We start from the raw sequence: 15,494 nt of genomic DNA, 5'->3' as shown, positions 1-15,494 counted from the left end.
TTTGTTTTGATAATAATTGATTGTATCTATTGATATTTCATATTCTGATACATCTAAAATGATTTACCTGGTGAATCATTTGTAATTTTCAGGCCCTAACTCTCATATTTTGACGGCTAGTATGAATTCAGGATGATCACCAATATAATTAAATCGACCGTTGACAAATTCGGTCATCGCAGCAAGAAAAAACGATACGAGAAGTTGGTTGCTCAATATAGTCAAGACTTATACCGCTACGCTTATTGGCTCTGCCGTCATCCTCACGATGCAGAGGATCTGGTTCAGGAAACATTTCTGCGGGCTTGGCGTTTTCTCGATAACCTCAAAGAGGATACGGTAGCCAAGCCATGGCTAATTACCATACTTCGCCGGGAAAATGCCCGCCGCTTCAGGGGGCAAACGGTAGAGCATGTGAACATAGACGATTGTGATTATCTTTATCACGACGACAGACCTGATCTTAATGCTACGTTGAGGTCAAAAATCATTGCGTTACCTGAGATATACCGTGAGCCTTTGCTGCTGCAAATTGTTATGGGGTTCACTGCCGATGAAATTTCTAAAATCACAGCAGTGAACCTTAATACTGTGCTGACAAGGCTTTCTAGAGGTAAGAAGCAACTGTTTGAAAACGGAACGGAGATGAGTGACCTAAGGACGGGGTATGGGGCGTAAAATCACATCTATTTCGGCTTATCGCAACAAAAAGGAAAAAGAAGAGATCCAATTACAAACGGCGTTGTCGGTAGACATGCCGCAAGGGTTGGAGCAACACTTGTTGCAAATCCCTGATCGGGAAAACTCTGGAAATAGGCGTTCTCGTCCGTGGTTGGGCGTTGCGGCAGCTTTGTTGATGGCTTTGACCGGTTATGGCATGTACCCAATGTTGGAACAATCAAATCTGTTCACTTCGGGTAGCCTTATCCAAGATGCCATAGCTCATGCAGGCTCTCAGCAAGCTTTTATTCAAGGTATCGATGAGGCGGTGACTTTGCAGCAGGTCAATATGAAGTTACAGCCGTTTGGTTCACAACTGGCTCATTTGCCAGGCCATGTCTATTACGTCAATCATTGCCAGTTTGGCAAAAAGACAGTTTTTCAGATGGTGCTGGGTAATGCGCAGGGCCAGAAAGTGAGTGTTTATATTGTACCTCAGAGCAGTTCTGGTGAAGACATGCGGGTTCAAGGGAATGTTAATGGGGTGCAAGTGCCTGTTAATCATGCAAGTTTGGTTGTCCTCGGAGAGGATGAGCAGGAGGCGCGTGCAATGTCAGACAAGATGAAAGCAGCCATTGAGTGGCATTCTATTTAGCCAGCAAGAATGGGCGCCTATTAGATTATGAACAAATGTTCAAAAATCTTGCGCTAAGCTGGATTATTAGCTAATGTTGAAATTTGAACGACTGTTCATAGTCGGTGTTAAGGCACGTGTTGAACAGGAGGTATCGGGCAGATAATGCGAGGAACGGCAAATGGCGACAGAATATAACCCACCAAAAGTTTGGACTTACGACAGTGAAAACGGCGGTGAGTGGGCGAGTATCAACCGTCCGGACTCAGGGGCAAGGCATGAACAAACTTTACCTGTTGGTGACCACCCTTTGCAGTTGTATTCAATGGGAACACCTAATGGCCAGAAAGTGACGATTATGCTCGAAGAGTTACTGGCTGCAGGAGTTTCAGCAGCTGAATATGATGCCCATTTGATTAGAATCGGTGAGGGGGATCAGTTCTCTTCCGGCTTTGTTGAAGTGAACCCCAATTCTAAAATCCCTGCATTGGTTGACTACTCGTTGGAAAAGCCACTCAACGTCTTCGAATCTGGCGGTATCTTGCTATACCTTGCCGAGAAGTTTGGCCACTTTATTCCGCAAGATGTTGTTGCGAAAACTCAGGTAATGAACTGGTTGTTCTGGCTACAAGGTTCAGCGCCGTACCTAGGGGGTGGTTTCGGGCACTTTTATGCCTATGCCCCGGCCAAGTTTGAATATCCAATCGATCGTTTCACCATGGAAGCTAAGCGACAGTTGGATGTTCTTGATAAACAACTGGCTAAAAATGCCTTCATTGCCGGTGATGAATATACCATTGCCGATATGGCTATCTGGCCCTGGTATGGCAATTTGGTGCTGGGCAAACTTTATGATGCTGCAGAGTTTCTCCAGGTCGAGCAATACACCCACTTAGTCCGTTGGGCCAAAGAAATTGACGCCCGGGAAGCCGTTCAGCGCGGCAAGATTGTTAACCGCTCATGGGGTGAGGAATGGGAACAAGTCCCAGAGCGCCACACTGCCAGTGACATAGACAAGGTGCTAAAGCTCAAGCCTTAGTCTTTGGCACGCAGTAACAGGTGTTTTACTGGGATTGCCTATAAGCGATTGAATGATAAGTTAGCAGTGAGTATTTCCATCATTGAACAAGGGACTATCAATGATTCCAAAATCGGCAAAACTAAGAATTGCCCGTCCGACAGATAACCTTGAAGACATTACTCAGATGTATGTCAAGGGGCTGGGGTTCAAGTTACTCGGTACTTTCGAAGGCCACAATGGCTTCGATGGATCTATCATTGGCCATGAATCCCATAACTATCATCTGGAATTTACCCATCACCACGGGGCGGTGGTGGGTCGTGCACCTACCCAAGATAACTTGTTAGTTTTCTACTTTCCTGAGCATGACGTTTGGGCCAAGTGTTGTGAGGAAATGGAGCAAGCCGGTTTTATCCTTGTTCCTGCCTATAACGACTATTGGGACGCAGTCGGGAAAACCTTCGAAGATATCGACGGGTACAGGGTCGTACTGCAAAACAGGGAGTGGACGGCATAATTTCTCTGGCTTGGAATTGGCTAATCGACTAATTGCCATAGAAGTTACCCAGCGAAAAACTTTCGCTGGGTAATATTTTTTGGGAGCTGCAAAACCTTCTATTGCTTGATGCTTCCAGATCCAGAGTCGATCAAAGTTAGGCATTTTGTTGGGTAGGTAAAGCAATCGAGTCGTGAATAACTTTAACACTTGCATAAATGCGCAAGTGATCATATGTTTGATTTGTTGTTTTCTATACCAACAGGAAAAAGTAATGCGAGCGGTGATAGCAGGACTCACAAAATGGTGCGCTTATAGCCATATTTTCAAAGCGTTGACGGTTTTGATTAATGGCGGACAGATCTCGGAACAAACGAGGGCGGGGAGAAATATCGCTTTGCTTGGCATATTCTGCCCGTTTTTTTGGATTGCGCTGTTTACCGGGGCCGAGGCATCATCATTGGCATTCCATGCCACTCACTCTGGGATCGTTTTCTTGATTGGAGTCGCTATAATGGTTGCCAGTCTTAAGAAACAGCAACAAAAATAGATGGATGAACAATATATCGATGCCCTGAAGGCATTGGCTGAACCACACCGATTACGTTTGTTCTGGCTTCTGGTTCATGTTGACCAGAGGATCACGGTTGCCGAGGCGATGGACGTGACCGGTGATAGCCAGTATAACGCATCACGTAATCTCAAAATGTTGTTCAAGGCTGGGTTGCTTACCCAGCAGAGGCAAGGTAAATGGGTCTATTATACGCTTGCCCAACAAGAGCTGCAGCACTGGAAGGCTTTGGTTGATTCGGTCAGAAGTTTGCCTGAAACAGGCTTCAAGGACGTAACAGAGCGCTGCAAGATGCGCCTTGCAATGCGGGTGGATAATGAATGTGTTATTGGTGCCAACAGCGAAGAATGGCAGGGTAAACGATAACCGTCATTCTTCGCTGGGTTGATAAGGGCTAATCAACCGTTCATTTCATTGACAAGCTCGGTGAGCACCTGCTTGTAGGTTTCGACTTCTTGCGCACCGGTAAGAGCGCTGGTGCGATTGAACACGACGGTTGGAACTGCTGATACTCCAAGCTGTTGCCAGTCTGCTTCCGCCGAACGGATTGCATCGCGGTGGGCTGCATCTTTTAGCCTTGATTGAGCGGCTTTTTTGTCCAAGCCAACAGTCGCTATCTCTTCAAGCAATACCTGCCGGTCTGAAATATCTTTTTTCTCACTGAAAAAGGCGTTGAACAAACGCATTTTTAACTCCGTTTGTTTGTCATATTCCTTGGCAAACTCCAGCATGATATGGGCATCCAAGGTGTTGACCATTTTCATTTCATCAAAATAGTTGAAAAAGAATCCGTGCTCGGCACCGAGTTTGGCAATTCTTTCCCGTGCTCTTTGGCTGTCCTCCGCCGTTGAGCCGTATTTTCTTGCAACGTGCTCACGTAGATTTTCACCTTCAGGCGGCATATCCGGATTTAGCTCGAACGGTTGCCATTCTATGTCGATGCGATCTTGAAGGCCCAGCTCATTGATGGCTGCCTCAAGGTGCTTGTAACCGACTAGGCACCAGGGGCAAACCACGTCTGAAATAATGTCGAGTTTGATTTTGTCAGTCATGGTGGTCTCTCTAACGAAATTGCGGCTGCTTGCCGCTTAGTTGTTTTCAATATAGGAGCGCATGAACGAATGTTCAAGTTAATTTTGAGTGATTGTTCAAAAAAGATATGTGCCTGTTAGCGTGGTGGGATTATATGTATGAAATATAAAGTACTGCCGATGGGGACGGGTAGTTAATATTTGCTGGAATTTGAGAGAAGCCAGATTAAGAAATCCATATTACCTATGTTTCTTACATTCTGGCTGTTTTTTGAGTTCTTCCAGCCATCTTCTGTGGTAGGAGTTAATATTCCTGCTGTTGAAGAATTTGGTTAGCCAGGTCATACCGCCGCGCTGGGTGGATTCCGTCAGGATCATGCAGCCTTCATCGGTAGGTTCAATGAGCCAGGCGTGGTACATATCAACATCCCCACATTTTCCTTTCCAGGCCAACCGTTGATTGGGGATAAACTCAACCACGGTGCAATCAAAATGAAGCGTTCTCGCCCGCCAGCTAAAGATCGTGCCTTTGTGCAACTCAATCCCGTCACCATTGAGGATTTGCACTGAAGTCTGGGCGCGTCCCCACTGCGGCCAGCATGGAGCGTGGGTAAGACTGGACCAGATTGCATCGGCATGTGCAGGGATCAGTGTTTCGTTTCTCACATGAAGCTGGGCATGCTTGGGATGGTAGTATTCCGGCCAATGGATTTCCATGCTGGTTGTCATTCGTTACGCCTTTTGCAGTAAGGTAACTAAAGACTAATACCATTAGCCGGTTTTCACTAGTTGGCTTAACAACAATGATTGGGCGGTACGTTATCACTCCTTGCGCAGGTATTTTCCCGGTGTGACGCCAAATTGTTTCTTGAAGATGGAGACAAATGCAGACACCGAATCATAACCACACTCTATAGAGACACTGGTAACCGGTTTGCCGCTCTCCAATCGATTCAATGCCTCAAGCAAACGTGCCCGCTGGCGCCATTGCTGGAAGGTTAGACCGGTTTGCTGTTTGAAAAGGCGGCTGACACTCCGGCCGGAGAGTCCAACGATTTCACCCAATTGCTCGATATCCCTTTGTTCGTCGGGGTGGTGCAGGAGCATTTCAGCGATGGTTGTAAGGCGTTTATCGCCGGGCATCGTCAGTTGGGTTGAGGACGTTGGCAGGCAGGCAATCTGATCAACGAGAACTTGTACCAAACGGCTATCCGCGCTGTCTTTGTCATAGTTTGCAGCAAGGGTGCAAAATTGCAGGGTTAACTCACGGACCAAGGGGGTGATACTGCAAACTCGAGGCTTGGTCCAAGGTGTATCTGGCAATAATCGGGTTTCGATATAAAGGCTGCGCATTTGAGCCGCGCCGTTGGAAATCACCTTATGCTCAACGCCTGCTGGAATCCAAATTGCAAACTGCGGTGGGGCGACATAGTGCCCTTCGCGGGTATGGACGATTAACATACCTTCTACTGCATAGGACCACTGCCCCCAGTTATGGGTATGCCAATGGGTCTGACTGCCGGACTGTTGCCAGTTTTCGACACGGGCATAAACGGGGCGAGGGAGCTCGGTTAGCGTGGGTACGTGGCGAAGTTGCCTGTTTGGGGCTTTGTTAGCCTGTTTGTTCATGCCGGGAAGCCTTCAGTCCTTAGGATGGGGGAATCGTCATCGGTTACCGTTTCTCTGCGGAAAAAAACGGGCTAGTTTGTCCTGTTATCGACAAAAGTTATCTTCCTTGCGATAGCAGGAAATCAAGACCAGCGTATCCTAATAGCCCTAGATTGCCAATGGATGGTGACAGCCTGCCCTCATTTCTTACTTGATGGGGCAGAAGACGGGTATATGAAGGTGAAAATAGTGTTCAAAAAAGTCATAAGTTACTTCAAGAAAGAATGGTTCCTTACGGGGATGATGTCAGCCGTTGCGTTGGCTGCACTCATGCCCTCTGTTGGTCAGTCAGGTGGTTTGCTGCATTTGGATCAAGTGACTGCTATTGGTATTGCCATTATTTTCTTCCTCCACGGTATTGGTTTGTCGCCGCAAGCTATCAAAGCCGGCATCACTAACTGGAAGCTGCATATTTTTGTCCAGAGCGCGACGTTTATTGCCTACCCTTTGCTCTGGCTGGTGTTTGGTAATGTCTTCCATGCCATGATGCCTGCGGCGCTGGCTTATGGTTTCTGTTACCTGTTTGTCTTGCCGAGTACGATTTCATCTTCGGTGGCAATGACCAGTGCGGCTAGAGGTAATGTGCCGGGGGCGATTTTCAATGCGTCTTTGTCGAGTGTGCTGGGTGTGTTGATCACACCTCTTTTGATTCAGTGGTTCATGGGGATGGACGGTGTCGAGATGGATATTATCGATACGGTTGTTTCTATTTCCTCAATGCTGCTACTGCCGATGATCCTCGGTCAGTTGTTACGGCCAGTGTTGTTTAAGTTGTTGGAGAAACGCAAGTCCATCATCAACAAAATAGACAAGTGGGTGATTCTGCTTATCGTGTTCAATGCTTTTAGCGACTCGGTAAAAGATGGTATCTGGAGTGATTTTGCCATCAGTACCTTGGCGGTGACCCTACTGGTTACAACGGTTATTTTGCTGGTTGTTGTGCACAGTATGCAGTGGTTTGCCCGCAAGGCTGGCTTTAGCCGCGAAGATGAAATTGCCGCTGTTTTCTGCGGTACTAAGAAAACCCTGGCAGCCGGTGTCCCGATGGCGAAGGTTATTTTCGGTGCCAATCCAATGCTGGGTATGATGTTGCTTCCAATCATGTTCTATCACCAAATCCAAATCTTCTACTGCGCGATTTTAGCGAATCGCTATGCCAAAGAAAGTGAACAAGAAGAGCAGGTGGTGGCTCAGGAAACTGCTTAGTTAACGCTGAACTCAAACCTTACAATAGCCTTTAGGCTCACAGGCTTGAAAAGTGATTAGGATCTACCTTGGGGTAGATCCTTTTTGTTCCTGATTGGTCGTGATGTCGTTTTACATTCTAACCGTTGTCCTCAACTATCCTTGTCTGATCCCTCTTTAGTAGCATGACGTTTATACTTGTAGTGTCTTCAAGCACCCTGGGAGAAGTTATGTCTGGTTCATCTTCATGGGATAAAGGCCATCACGCCCATCGTTGGGGTGATAATGCTGAAGAGGGAAGACAGCGTCAAATGTACCTAGAGGATCCCTATGCGTTGTATTTGTTGCATGCTGAGCTGCAGTTAGAGCGTGGGGAAGGTAAAGACCTAATAACGTTACAAGAACCGAGACGTAAGGCCAACACTCTAGCTCGTTGGCCTGATTTGCTGTCTTTCGATATTGCCTATTGGAGTGATCAGCAGTCTCAAATTTTCCAACTGGGTCGAGAAACATGTTCACCCCCCATTCAACAATACACTCCCGGCTCTAAGCCAATCACTCCAGATGGATATATCAATGAGCTAAGAGGTGAGTGGATAAGACTGTTTTACAATGGGCGATTAGTCTACGGTAACCTCTACAGTGCCCTTCATTACATTATCAATTGGGCACAGGTTGCTGTCGAAACATGGTTAAATAGGCGCTTTCCTTTTCAGTTGCAAAGAGACAGTCAACTGCTGCCCCACAATGCTGCTGGGCACCAGGCATACCACAAAGAAAACTTCTATAATGACCAGTTGGTAAAAACATACTTTGCCAACCACTACCATGATTGGCTGAGCGAACACCTTTTCGATTTAACTATCGAATTGAACCAATATCTTGATCAGCAAACTCCAGCGACCTACGTTATCGAATACAAGAACGCCAAAGGGCTTCCCTGCATCGACTTTGTTTGCAAAAACCAGCACGCCATGCGGTTGGTTCGTCCCGCCCATTTTGTAGAAGATATGCAAAACATGATTTGTGACTCACGTTATCTGGAGCACAAAGCGCAGGAATTGGCGGCAAGAATCGAGAATGAAATACGCGCTTTAGGCTGGTAGGGCTGGGGATTCCTTAACGGGTTAGCCCACCAGTACAATCCAAAAAAGAGAACATGATGATTATTCTTATCACTTTTACAAACATCCAATTGTCACCAATACTTTAGCCAATCTTCTCATTATCGGTTCAATTAGTCGTTATTTAGATACGCTACCTAAGGAGCTACTGTGTCCCGAATTGACATTGGTATCGACAGCGAAGGCAGAATCAAAACAGCCGAAGGCTTAAAAAAGCTACTTGCTGATTCTTATACACTATATTTGCAAACTCATAATTTTCACTGGAACGTGCAAGGTCCGCATTTCAGGGACCTGCATCTTATGTTCGAGGAACATTACACCGAGTTAGCTACCGCGGTCGATGAGATTGCAGAGCGCATCCGGACCCTAGATGTACCAGCCCCAGGCACCTTTCAGGAATTTGCCCGCCTCAGCTCTATCAAAGAGGTTGATGGCGTCCCTAGTTCTTCAGAAATGGTCGATATCTTGACTAAAGGACATGAGCAAGTTGTCAAAACCTCCCGGGAAGTACTCAAATTGGCGCAGGCCGCAGATGATGAATCAAGTGCCGCGCTAGTGTCGGATCGTATGCGGATCCATGAGAAGACGGCCTGGATGCTAAGAACGATTCACAAATAAAACCAGAAATATTGAGTTATTCGGCAACACATGTAGATATCACGCTGTGCAAACAGCAAAGCAATTGTCGTATCAAATAGTACGTGGAATTCACTGGAACAGGAGAATTATTATGCCGCAGGATAAACCTAGTGCCGCGGGTAAATGTCCTTTCATGCATGGTTCGATGACCACTAGTAATCGTACGGAAATTGACTGGTGGCCCAAGTCACTCAACCTGGATATCCTTCATCAGCACGATACCAAAACAAATCCGATGGGGGATTTCAATTACCAAGAAGAAGTCAAAAAGCTAGACTTTGCTGCCCTCAAAAAAGATCTTACCGACCTAATGACAGACAGCAAAGAATGGTGGCCGGCTGACTGGGGCCATTACGGTGGTTTGATGATACGTATGACATGGCACGCCGCAGGTACGTATCGTATTGCAGATGGCCGGGGCGGTGCCGGTACCGGTAACCTCAGGTTCGCTCCTCTTAATTCTTGGCCAGATAATACCAACCTGGATAAAGCAAGAAGAATCTTGTGGCCAATAAAACAGAAATACGGTAACCGCTTGAGCTGGGCCGACTTGATAGCTTATGCCGGCACGATTGCCTACGAGTCTATGGGGCTCAAAACCTTTGGCTTTGGTTTCGGGCGGGAAGATATCTGGCATCCTGAGAAAGACATTTACTGGGGTTCGGAAAAAGAATGGCTAGCGCCCACGAATAACCCCAACAGCCGCTGGTCTGGTGAACGAGATCTAGAAAACCCGCTTGCTGCCGTAATGATGGGGTTAATTTATGTTAATCCTGAGGGGGTTGATGGCAATCCGGACCCACAAAAAACGGCGCATGATGTTCGGGTTACTTTTGCCCGTATGGCAATGAATGATGAAGAAACGGTAGCGTTGACTGCGGGTGGTCACACTGTGGGTAAAGCGCACGGTAATGGTGATGCCTCGTTGCTTGGTCCAGAGCCTGAAGCCGGTGAACTTCAAGATCAAGCGCTGGGCTGGCTAAACAAAGATAAACGCGGTGTTGGTGCTGACTCCGTGACCAGTGGCCTTGAAGGTGCCTGGACCACTAACCCTATACAATGGGACAACGGTTATTTCGAACTGCTGCTCAATCATGAGTGGGAGTTGGCAAAAAGCCCTGCCGGTGCGTGGCAATGGGAACCTGTCGACATCAAAGAAGAAGACAAGACCGTTGATACTGAGAATCCATCAGTCCGTCACAACCCAATCATGACAGACGCTGATATGGCGATGAAGGTTGACCCTGAATATCGCAAGATATCAGAACGGTTCTATAACGATCCGGCTTACTTCTCTGAAGTATTTGCCCGTGCATGGTTCAAACTAACCCACCGTGATATGGGGCCGAGGGCGCGTTATATCGGGCCGGATGTCCCTTCAGAAGATCTTATTTGGCAAGACCCAGTACCAACTGGCAGTACCGGCTATGATGTGGGCGCAGTGAAAGCTAAGATCGCATCGAGTGGCCTGTCAGTTAGCGATATGGTGTCTACGGCATGGGATAGCGCCCGTACATTCCGCGGTTCAGATAACCGGGGTGGGGCAAATGGTTCGCGCATCCGCTTAGCGCCACAGAAGGACTGGCAAGGTAATGAGCCGGAACGTTTGGCCAAGGTGCTTGGCGTGTTGGGCGGTATCGCACAGGACAGCGGAGCAAGTGTCGCTGATGTGATTGTACTGGCGGGTAATGTGGGCGTAGAACAAGCCGCTAAAGCTGCAGGCTATACAGTCGATGTGCCATTCTCTCCGGGCCGGGGCGATGCAACGGATGACATGACAGATAAGGAATCGTTCGAGGTCTTGGAGCCTTTGCATGACGGTTTCCGGAACTGGTTGAAGCAGGAATACCTCGTGACTCCCGAAGAAATGCTGCTGGATCGTACTCAATTGATGGGCTTAACTGCCGCTGAAATGACAGTGTTGGTTGGTGGTATGCGTGTAATGGGTACCAACCATGGCGGAACCCAGCACGGCGTCTTCACTGACAGAGTCGGTCAATTGACCAATGATTTCTTTGTTAATCTGACGGACATGAATTACACATGGGAGCCTGCTGGCAACAACCACTATGAGATCCGCAACCGTCAGTCAGGGGAAGTGTCATGGACAGCGACCCGGGTTGATTTGGTGTTTGGTTCAAACTCTATCTTGAGAGCATATTCAGAGTTGTATGCCCAAGATGACAACAAAGAGAAGTTCGTTAATGACTTTGTTGCTGCCTGGGCCAAGGTAATGAATGCAGACCGGTTTGATTTGAGCTAAACCAGCTAATCGCCCACGGCGATGAAATATTGAAATTAATGCTCCAACCCAAAGCCCCTGAGTCTTCAGGGGCTTTTTTGTTAAGTAGTCAATGAGTAAATATTAATGGTCAATTAGCCATTGTATCAGCCGCTTCATTGCCTTTGATTGTTGGCTAACCGGATACATCAGGTAATAGCCTTTGCCTGAAGCTACTGTATTGTTATTGGGCATGATTAGACGATGGCTGTCTAAATCGGGTTTGGCGAGGGTGACATCACCGATCGCAATACCGAATCCCTGTAGTGATGCGCTCACTGCCAAGTCGAGAGTGGCAAAGTGTTGGTTCTGGCTGGCAAATACGGCATGGGTATTCCCGGTTTTGCTCAGCCATAGTTTCCAATCGCTTCTGTCTTGTGTTGCATGGAGCCAAGTGTATTGGCTCATAGCATCAGCAGTCATTTCATTTTCATCACCAGCAATCAGGCTAGGTGAGCATAATTTTGGTGAAACCAATTCTGGAGAACACATGGGTGCGAGGATTTCCTCGAACAATAAGTTCGCCGCCAGTTCTGCCGACTGTGGTTCGTGCCCGTAGCAAATCGCAGCATTAAAAGGCTCAGTGGAAAAGTTAACGCTGTGATTAATGGCAGAGGTGAGCTCGACATCAATATCGGGATGGGCTTGCTGGAAAGCCATTAATTTGGGCAATAGCCAGGTTGTAATGCAGCTAGGCGCTTTAAGCTTTACCAGATTTTCATCGGCACTGACCTTAGCAACGGCGTGTTGAATTTGATTTACCGCTTTTTCAATTAATGGGAGAAACTCCTTACCTTTATCGGTAAGAGCCAATCCCCTGGCTTGACGATGAAACAAGGGCGTTTTCAACCTATTCTCTAACGCAATGATCTGCCTACTGATGGCCCCTTGGGTGACATTGAGTTCATCAGCCGCGCTGGTAAAGCTGAGCGTTTTCGACGTTACCAGAAAAGCAGCTAGCTCCTTGGTTGTCGGTAGGTCCTTCATTCACTGCATCCTTAAGCTATGAGTTTTTCTCATGGCTAGTATGCCGATTTATCGATTCCTTTATCAAGAAGAAACTGCATATAATGATTTTAAATTCTTAAATTGTGATTATTTATGCTTCTTTGGCCGGATCTATTGAAGCATTTTCATGAATGGAGTCATTAGATGAAGTCATTGGCCGAAAAGATTGCGCCTGATGCGATAAAAAAACTCATACCCTACCAATCTGCAAGGAGGATTGGGGGTAATGGCCATTTGTGGTTGAATGCCAATGAGTTGGAATCAAGTTGTCGGTATGAAGGGCAACAAGGTGACTACCAGCGCTATCCTGATTTTTTGCCTGATCAGCTAGCCAATGCTTATCTGGAATATTGTCAGGTTCACACCGAAACGATTGGATGTAATGCGGTTGCAGTTCGTGGAGCGGATGAGGCTATCGACTTGTTGGTAAGGACATTCTGCCAGCCGGGTGTCGATAAAATTATGGTATGTCCGCCGACTTATGCAATGTATGAGTTCTGTGCCGACTCGATTGCCGCTGAAACTATAAAGGTACCACTTTTAGCAAATTTCCAGCTGGATATGGCGGCGATCAATGCCCAGCTTGATGCCGTGAATATCTTGTTCTTGTGCTCACCCAATAACCCAACGGGTAATATTATTGCCCAGGCCGATATTATTTCTTTGCTGGAGTCTGCGAAAGACAAGGCGTTAGTTGTGGTTGACGAGGCCTACATTGAGTTTGCCCCGCAAACGACGGTGGTCGGGCTTATTAAGCAATATCCTAACTTGGTTGTGATAAGAACCCTGTCCAAAGCATTTGGCCTTGCTTCTGTCCGGTGTGGATTTTTATTAGCTGACGAGAGCGTGATGGACTTGGTGACACGCCTGATTGCCCCATATCCTATTGCAGATCCTAGCGCTGAGGTTGCTTTGGCTGCATTGACTGAGAAAGGTATCAGTCAAATGAATGCGCAAACGGATGAGCTCATTACGATAAGGGAATGGTTTGCCTGTGAACTCAAAGAGCTGGAGATTGTAGATCAAGTCTTCTGCTCATCAACAAATTTCGTGCTGGTGAAGTTTAATACTCCCACTTGCATGTATGAGTACCTGTGTAGCAAGGGGATTATTACCCGAAATCAGGTACATGAGCCAGCTTTGTCCAACTGTGTGAGGATTACCATTGGCTCTAAAGAAAGTATGCGTGAAACGCTTCTTGCCCTAAAAGAGATGGAAGCAGAGAAAATATAAAAGGAACTTATGATGAAAAAAACGATGACATTGGCTCTTGTACTCACTTCTCTTGTCTCGGGGTTAGTATCTGGCTCGGCACTTGCGGCACAAAAGCCGGTTAGACTGGCTTCGGATTTCACCTATCCACCATTTAACTACAAAGATGCGTCTGGTACGCCAGCAGGGTTTGATATTGAGATTGCCGATGCGCTATGTGCAGAAGCTAAGCTGGATTGCGAGTGGGTATCGCAGAGTTGGGATGGATTGATCCCGTCTCTACTGTCACGTAAGTCAGATGTGATCATGGCTTCCATGCGTATCACCGATGAACGTAAGCAACGTGTTCTATTTAGCGATAAGTATTACCAGACTCCAGCCCGTTTCGTGGCAGGCTCCGATGCTGGTATCACGATTAGTGAACAAGGTTTGCAAGGCAAGAGAATTGGCGTTCAGCTGGGAACTATCCACGACCGTTATGTCACCGATAAATTTGGTGATGTAGCCAATATCCGTCGCTATAACGGGCAAGATGAAGTCTACCTTGATCTCCAGAGCGGACGCCTAGATGCGGTATTTGGTAACTCAGACCAGCTGGCATTGGCGTTTTTGGAAAAAGAGCAGGGCAAAGGTTTTGAGTTTGTCGGCGAGGCGGTGACAGATCCGGCCTACATTGGTGAAGGGACTGCATTAGCGATGCGCAAGAATGACAAGGCGCTAGCAGAGAAGTTTAACCAGGCAATCGCAACGATTAGAGCCAATGGTACCTACGACAAGATTGCAGCCAAATACTTCAGTTTTGATATCTATGGCGAGTAATTGCCACTGAAATGAAGCCTTTAGGTAGAACCCTAAAAAAGAAAAATCCCCAGTTGGGGATTTTCTTTTTTTGGGGAATAGTGGTTAATGCGCAGCTGCTCGTTGGTGTTGTATCCACTTAGGCCCGAAGGTGTTGATGATAGTTGCGAGCACGATGAGGCTGATCCCTATAACTTTGTTAGTCTCAAGGGTTTCATTAAAAAAGCTGACTTGCCAAACAAGGGCAAACAATAGATTGGTGAAAATTAAAGGAGCTAACTGAGATCCTGTCGAGACCAATTTATAGGCTTTTGCGCGGAACATTTGGGTGCTGACTATGCTTATTGCCAGTGTGATGAGTAGTACCAATAGCATATTGGTATCGAAAGGATTTGAGGCAATGAGCAAACTGTCATTGGTGACAACTCGCATCGTTGCAACAGGTAATAGGATGATGGCAGCCAGCATAAAACACCAACCGTTCAAAGCTGCTGGTGGCAGATCAGATTTAGCGCCTTTGAATAGGGTAACTTGTGACAGAGCATTGAATCCGCCCGCAGCTAAACCAATGAGTAGTTCCGGTTTTAGCTCCATGCCAGTTGGGTTCCCGGCCTGAAGTAGTACGCCACAAAATGTCATGGCAAGGCAGGCAAGAGTGATGCCTTGAATCGGTGTGCGGTACATCAATTTTTCTAACACTGGAATAAACAGTGGCCCAGTGCTGAAAAGCACCACGCTTTCTACCAGAGTTAGCTCGTTTAATGCGGCAAGAAAACACAACTGACTACCGACAACGCACAGGGCGCGGATGATAATAGGCCGACTGTTGTGTTTATTCGGTATCACCCAGCCTGAACTTTTTAGCATTAACAACATAATGCTAGCAGGGAGAAAGAACCTCAGAAAACCGAGCACTTCGGTGCTGAAACTCTCAGTCAGTAATTTTCCCATAAGGCCATTGAACGACAGGCTGAAAGTGGAGATAAGCATAAAAAGTACGGGCCTGAGGTCTGTCGGCATGAATGTGAACTCCTATTTGGTGAAGGCATGTATTTACAGTGATATTTACTGTGTTTGCTTTGAATTACTCTGAATGTCTTTGACGATGAAGAAGGCAGTAGAGTTTTGTATGGTTTGATTCTAGGCTGCTTGTCTCGAGGAAA

The 15,494-nt window shown here is 46.9% G+C and carries 17 protein-coding genes; 12 read left to right on the top strand and 5 right to left on the bottom strand.

Translation table 11 applies throughout. The features are described from left to right. Positions 1-132: 132 nt before the first annotated feature. The 6 genes from C9J01_RS05800 to C9J01_RS05775 all read left to right on the top strand — a co-directional run bounded on the left by C9J01_RS05800 (position 133) and on the right by C9J01_RS05775 (position 3,748). Complete coding sequence (locus tag C9J01_RS05800) at positions 133-678, top strand: sigma-70 family RNA polymerase sigma factor (RefSeq protein WP_107297134.1); 546 nt, start codon at positions 133-135, stop codon at positions 676-678. After that, positions 668-1,315, top strand: a complete 648-nt coding sequence (locus C9J01_RS05795; protein ID WP_107297133.1) for a DUF3379 family protein — start codon at positions 668-670, stop codon at positions 1,313-1,315. The genes C9J01_RS05800 and C9J01_RS05795 overlap by 11 nt, the downstream gene beginning before the upstream one ends. Positions 1,316-1,475: 160 nt before the next feature. Continuing rightward, a complete protein-coding gene (yghU, locus tag C9J01_RS05790; RefSeq protein WP_107297132.1) occupies positions 1,476-2,333 on the top strand; it encodes a glutathione-dependent disulfide-bond oxidoreductase in 858 nt (285 codons plus the stop codon). A 100-nt stretch (positions 2,334-2,433) separates the two neighbouring features. After that, positions 2,434-2,832, top strand: a complete 399-nt coding sequence (locus C9J01_RS05785; protein ID WP_107297131.1) for a VOC family protein — start codon at positions 2,434-2,436, stop codon at positions 2,830-2,832. Positions 2,833-3,004: 172 nt separating this feature from the next. Continuing rightward, positions 3,005-3,361 carry a hypothetical protein gene (locus C9J01_RS05780; RefSeq protein ID WP_146157058.1) on the top strand — a complete coding sequence of 119 codons (357 nt, stop codon included), beginning with the start codon at positions 3,005-3,007 and terminating at the stop codon, positions 3,359-3,361. Further along, positions 3,362-3,748, top strand: a complete 387-nt coding sequence (locus C9J01_RS05775) for an ArsR/SmtB family transcription factor (RefSeq protein ID WP_107297129.1) — start codon at positions 3,362-3,364, stop codon at positions 3,746-3,748. 32 nt (positions 3,749-3,780) lie between these two features. Here the strand turns inward: C9J01_RS05775 and C9J01_RS05770 are convergent, their stop codons facing one another. From C9J01_RS05770 to C9J01_RS05760, 3 genes are all read right to left on the bottom strand, one after another. Continuing rightward, on the bottom strand, positions 3,781-4,434 hold the full coding sequence (locus tag C9J01_RS05770; protein WP_107297128.1) for a DsbA family oxidoreductase: 654 nt from the start codon (positions 4,432-4,434) through the stop codon (positions 3,781-3,783). A gap of 219 nt (positions 4,435-4,653) precedes the next feature. Further along, complete coding sequence (locus tag C9J01_RS05765; protein ID WP_107297127.1) at positions 4,654-5,142, bottom strand: SRPBCC domain-containing protein; 489 nt, start codon at positions 5,140-5,142, stop codon at positions 4,654-4,656. A 93-nt stretch (positions 5,143-5,235) separates the two neighbouring features. After that, positions 5,236-6,042: an AraC family transcriptional regulator gene (locus C9J01_RS05760; RefSeq protein WP_107297126.1), complete on the bottom strand. Its 807-nt coding sequence runs from the start codon at positions 6,040-6,042 to the stop codon at positions 5,236-5,238. A gap of 228 nt (positions 6,043-6,270) precedes the next feature. Here C9J01_RS05760 and C9J01_RS05755 point away from each other — a divergent pair, with 228 nt between their 5' ends. The 4 genes from C9J01_RS05755 (at position 6,271) to katG (ending at position 11,295) form a co-directional block, all read left to right on the top strand. Then, complete coding sequence (locus C9J01_RS05755) at positions 6,271-7,287, top strand: bile acid:sodium symporter family protein (RefSeq protein WP_272898707.1); 1,017 nt, start codon at positions 6,271-6,273, stop codon at positions 7,285-7,287. 209 nt (positions 7,288-7,496) lie between these two features. Next, positions 7,497-8,372 (top strand): hypothetical protein, encoded by an 876-nt coding sequence (locus C9J01_RS05750; RefSeq protein WP_107297125.1) that lies wholly within the window; start codon positions 7,497-7,499, stop codon positions 8,370-8,372. A 168-nt stretch (positions 8,373-8,540) separates the two neighbouring features. Continuing rightward, entirely contained in the window at positions 8,541-9,011 is a 471-nt protein-coding gene (locus C9J01_RS05745; protein WP_107297124.1) for a Dps family protein, read from the top strand. Between the two features lie 112 nt (positions 9,012-9,123). Continuing rightward, positions 9,124-11,295 (top strand): catalase/peroxidase HPI, encoded by a 2,172-nt coding sequence (gene katG / locus C9J01_RS05740; RefSeq protein ID WP_107297123.1) that lies wholly within the window; start codon positions 9,124-9,126, stop codon positions 11,293-11,295. Between the two features lie 102 nt (positions 11,296-11,397). Here the strand turns inward: katG and C9J01_RS05735 are convergent, their stop codons facing one another. Beyond that, the gene (locus tag C9J01_RS05735; protein WP_107297122.1) at positions 11,398-12,300 is read right to left on the bottom strand and encodes a LysR substrate-binding domain-containing protein; all 903 of its coding nucleotides are present in this window, start codon (positions 12,298-12,300) and stop codon (positions 11,398-11,400) included. A 165-nt stretch (positions 12,301-12,465) separates the two neighbouring features. Here C9J01_RS05735 and hisC point away from each other — a divergent pair, with 165 nt between their 5' ends. Together hisC and C9J01_RS05725 are read left to right on the top strand one after the other, a co-directional pair. Next, the gene (gene hisC, locus C9J01_RS05730) at positions 12,466-13,554 is read left to right on the top strand and encodes a histidinol-phosphate transaminase (RefSeq protein WP_107297121.1); all 1,089 of its coding nucleotides are present in this window, start codon (positions 12,466-12,468) and stop codon (positions 13,552-13,554) included. Between the two features lie 12 nt (positions 13,555-13,566). Beyond that, positions 13,567-14,352, top strand: coding sequence for an ABC transporter substrate-binding protein (locus tag C9J01_RS05725; protein ID WP_107297120.1), 786 nt, complete (start codon positions 13,567-13,569; stop codon positions 14,350-14,352). Positions 14,353-14,436: 84 nt separating this feature from the next. Here C9J01_RS05725 and C9J01_RS05720 read toward each other — a convergent pair whose 3' ends face one another. Then, positions 14,437-15,351, bottom strand: coding sequence for a DMT family transporter (locus C9J01_RS05720; protein WP_107297119.1), 915 nt, complete (start codon positions 15,349-15,351; stop codon positions 14,437-14,439). Positions 15,352-15,494: the final 143 nt, after the last annotated feature.

The organism is Photobacterium rosenbergii (genome assembly GCF_003026455.1).
Lineage (GTDB): Bacteria > Pseudomonadota > Gammaproteobacteria > Enterobacterales > Vibrionaceae > Photobacterium > Photobacterium rosenbergii.
This window is presented reverse-complemented; position numbering and strand designations above follow the sequence as displayed.

Excerpts from the sequence above, each read along its gene's own strand:
- C9J01_RS05800 (WP_107297134.1), top strand. The coding sequence starts at position 133 with ATGATCACCAATATAATTAAATCGACCGTTGACAAATTCGGTCATCGC.
- C9J01_RS05795 (WP_107297133.1), top strand. The coding sequence starts at position 668 with ATGGGGCGTAAAATCACATCTATTTCGGCTTATCGCAACAAAAAGGAA.
- yghU (WP_107297132.1), top strand. The coding sequence starts at position 1,476 with ATGGCGACAGAATATAACCCACCAAAAGTTTGGACTTACGACAGTGAA.
- C9J01_RS05785 (WP_107297131.1), top strand. The coding sequence starts at position 2,434 with ATGATTCCAAAATCGGCAAAACTAAGAATTGCCCGTCCGACAGATAAC.
- C9J01_RS05775 (WP_107297129.1), top strand. The coding sequence starts at position 3,362 with ATGGATGAACAATATATCGATGCCCTGAAGGCATTGGCTGAACCACAC.
- C9J01_RS05770 (WP_107297128.1), bottom strand. The coding sequence starts at position 4,434 with ATGACTGACAAAATCAAACTCGACATTATTTCAGACGTGGTTTGCCCC.
- C9J01_RS05765 (WP_107297127.1), bottom strand. The coding sequence starts at position 5,142 with ATGACAACCAGCATGGAAATCCATTGGCCGGAATACTACCATCCCAAG.
- C9J01_RS05760 (WP_107297126.1), bottom strand. The coding sequence starts at position 6,042 with ATGAACAAACAGGCTAACAAAGCCCCAAACAGGCAACTTCGCCACGTA.
- C9J01_RS05750 (WP_107297125.1), top strand. The coding sequence starts at position 7,497 with ATGTCTGGTTCATCTTCATGGGATAAAGGCCATCACGCCCATCGTTGG.
- katG (WP_107297123.1), top strand. The coding sequence starts at position 9,124 with ATGCCGCAGGATAAACCTAGTGCCGCGGGTAAATGTCCTTTCATGCAT.
- C9J01_RS05735 (WP_107297122.1), bottom strand. The coding sequence starts at position 12,300 with ATGAAGGACCTACCGACAACCAAGGAGCTAGCTGCTTTTCTGGTAACG.
- hisC (WP_107297121.1), top strand. The coding sequence starts at position 12,466 with ATGAAGTCATTGGCCGAAAAGATTGCGCCTGATGCGATAAAAAAACTC.
- C9J01_RS05725 (WP_107297120.1), top strand. The coding sequence starts at position 13,567 with ATGAAAAAAACGATGACATTGGCTCTTGTACTCACTTCTCTTGTCTCG.
- C9J01_RS05720 (WP_107297119.1), bottom strand. The coding sequence starts at position 15,351 with ATGCCGACAGACCTCAGGCCCGTACTTTTTATGCTTATCTCCACTTTC.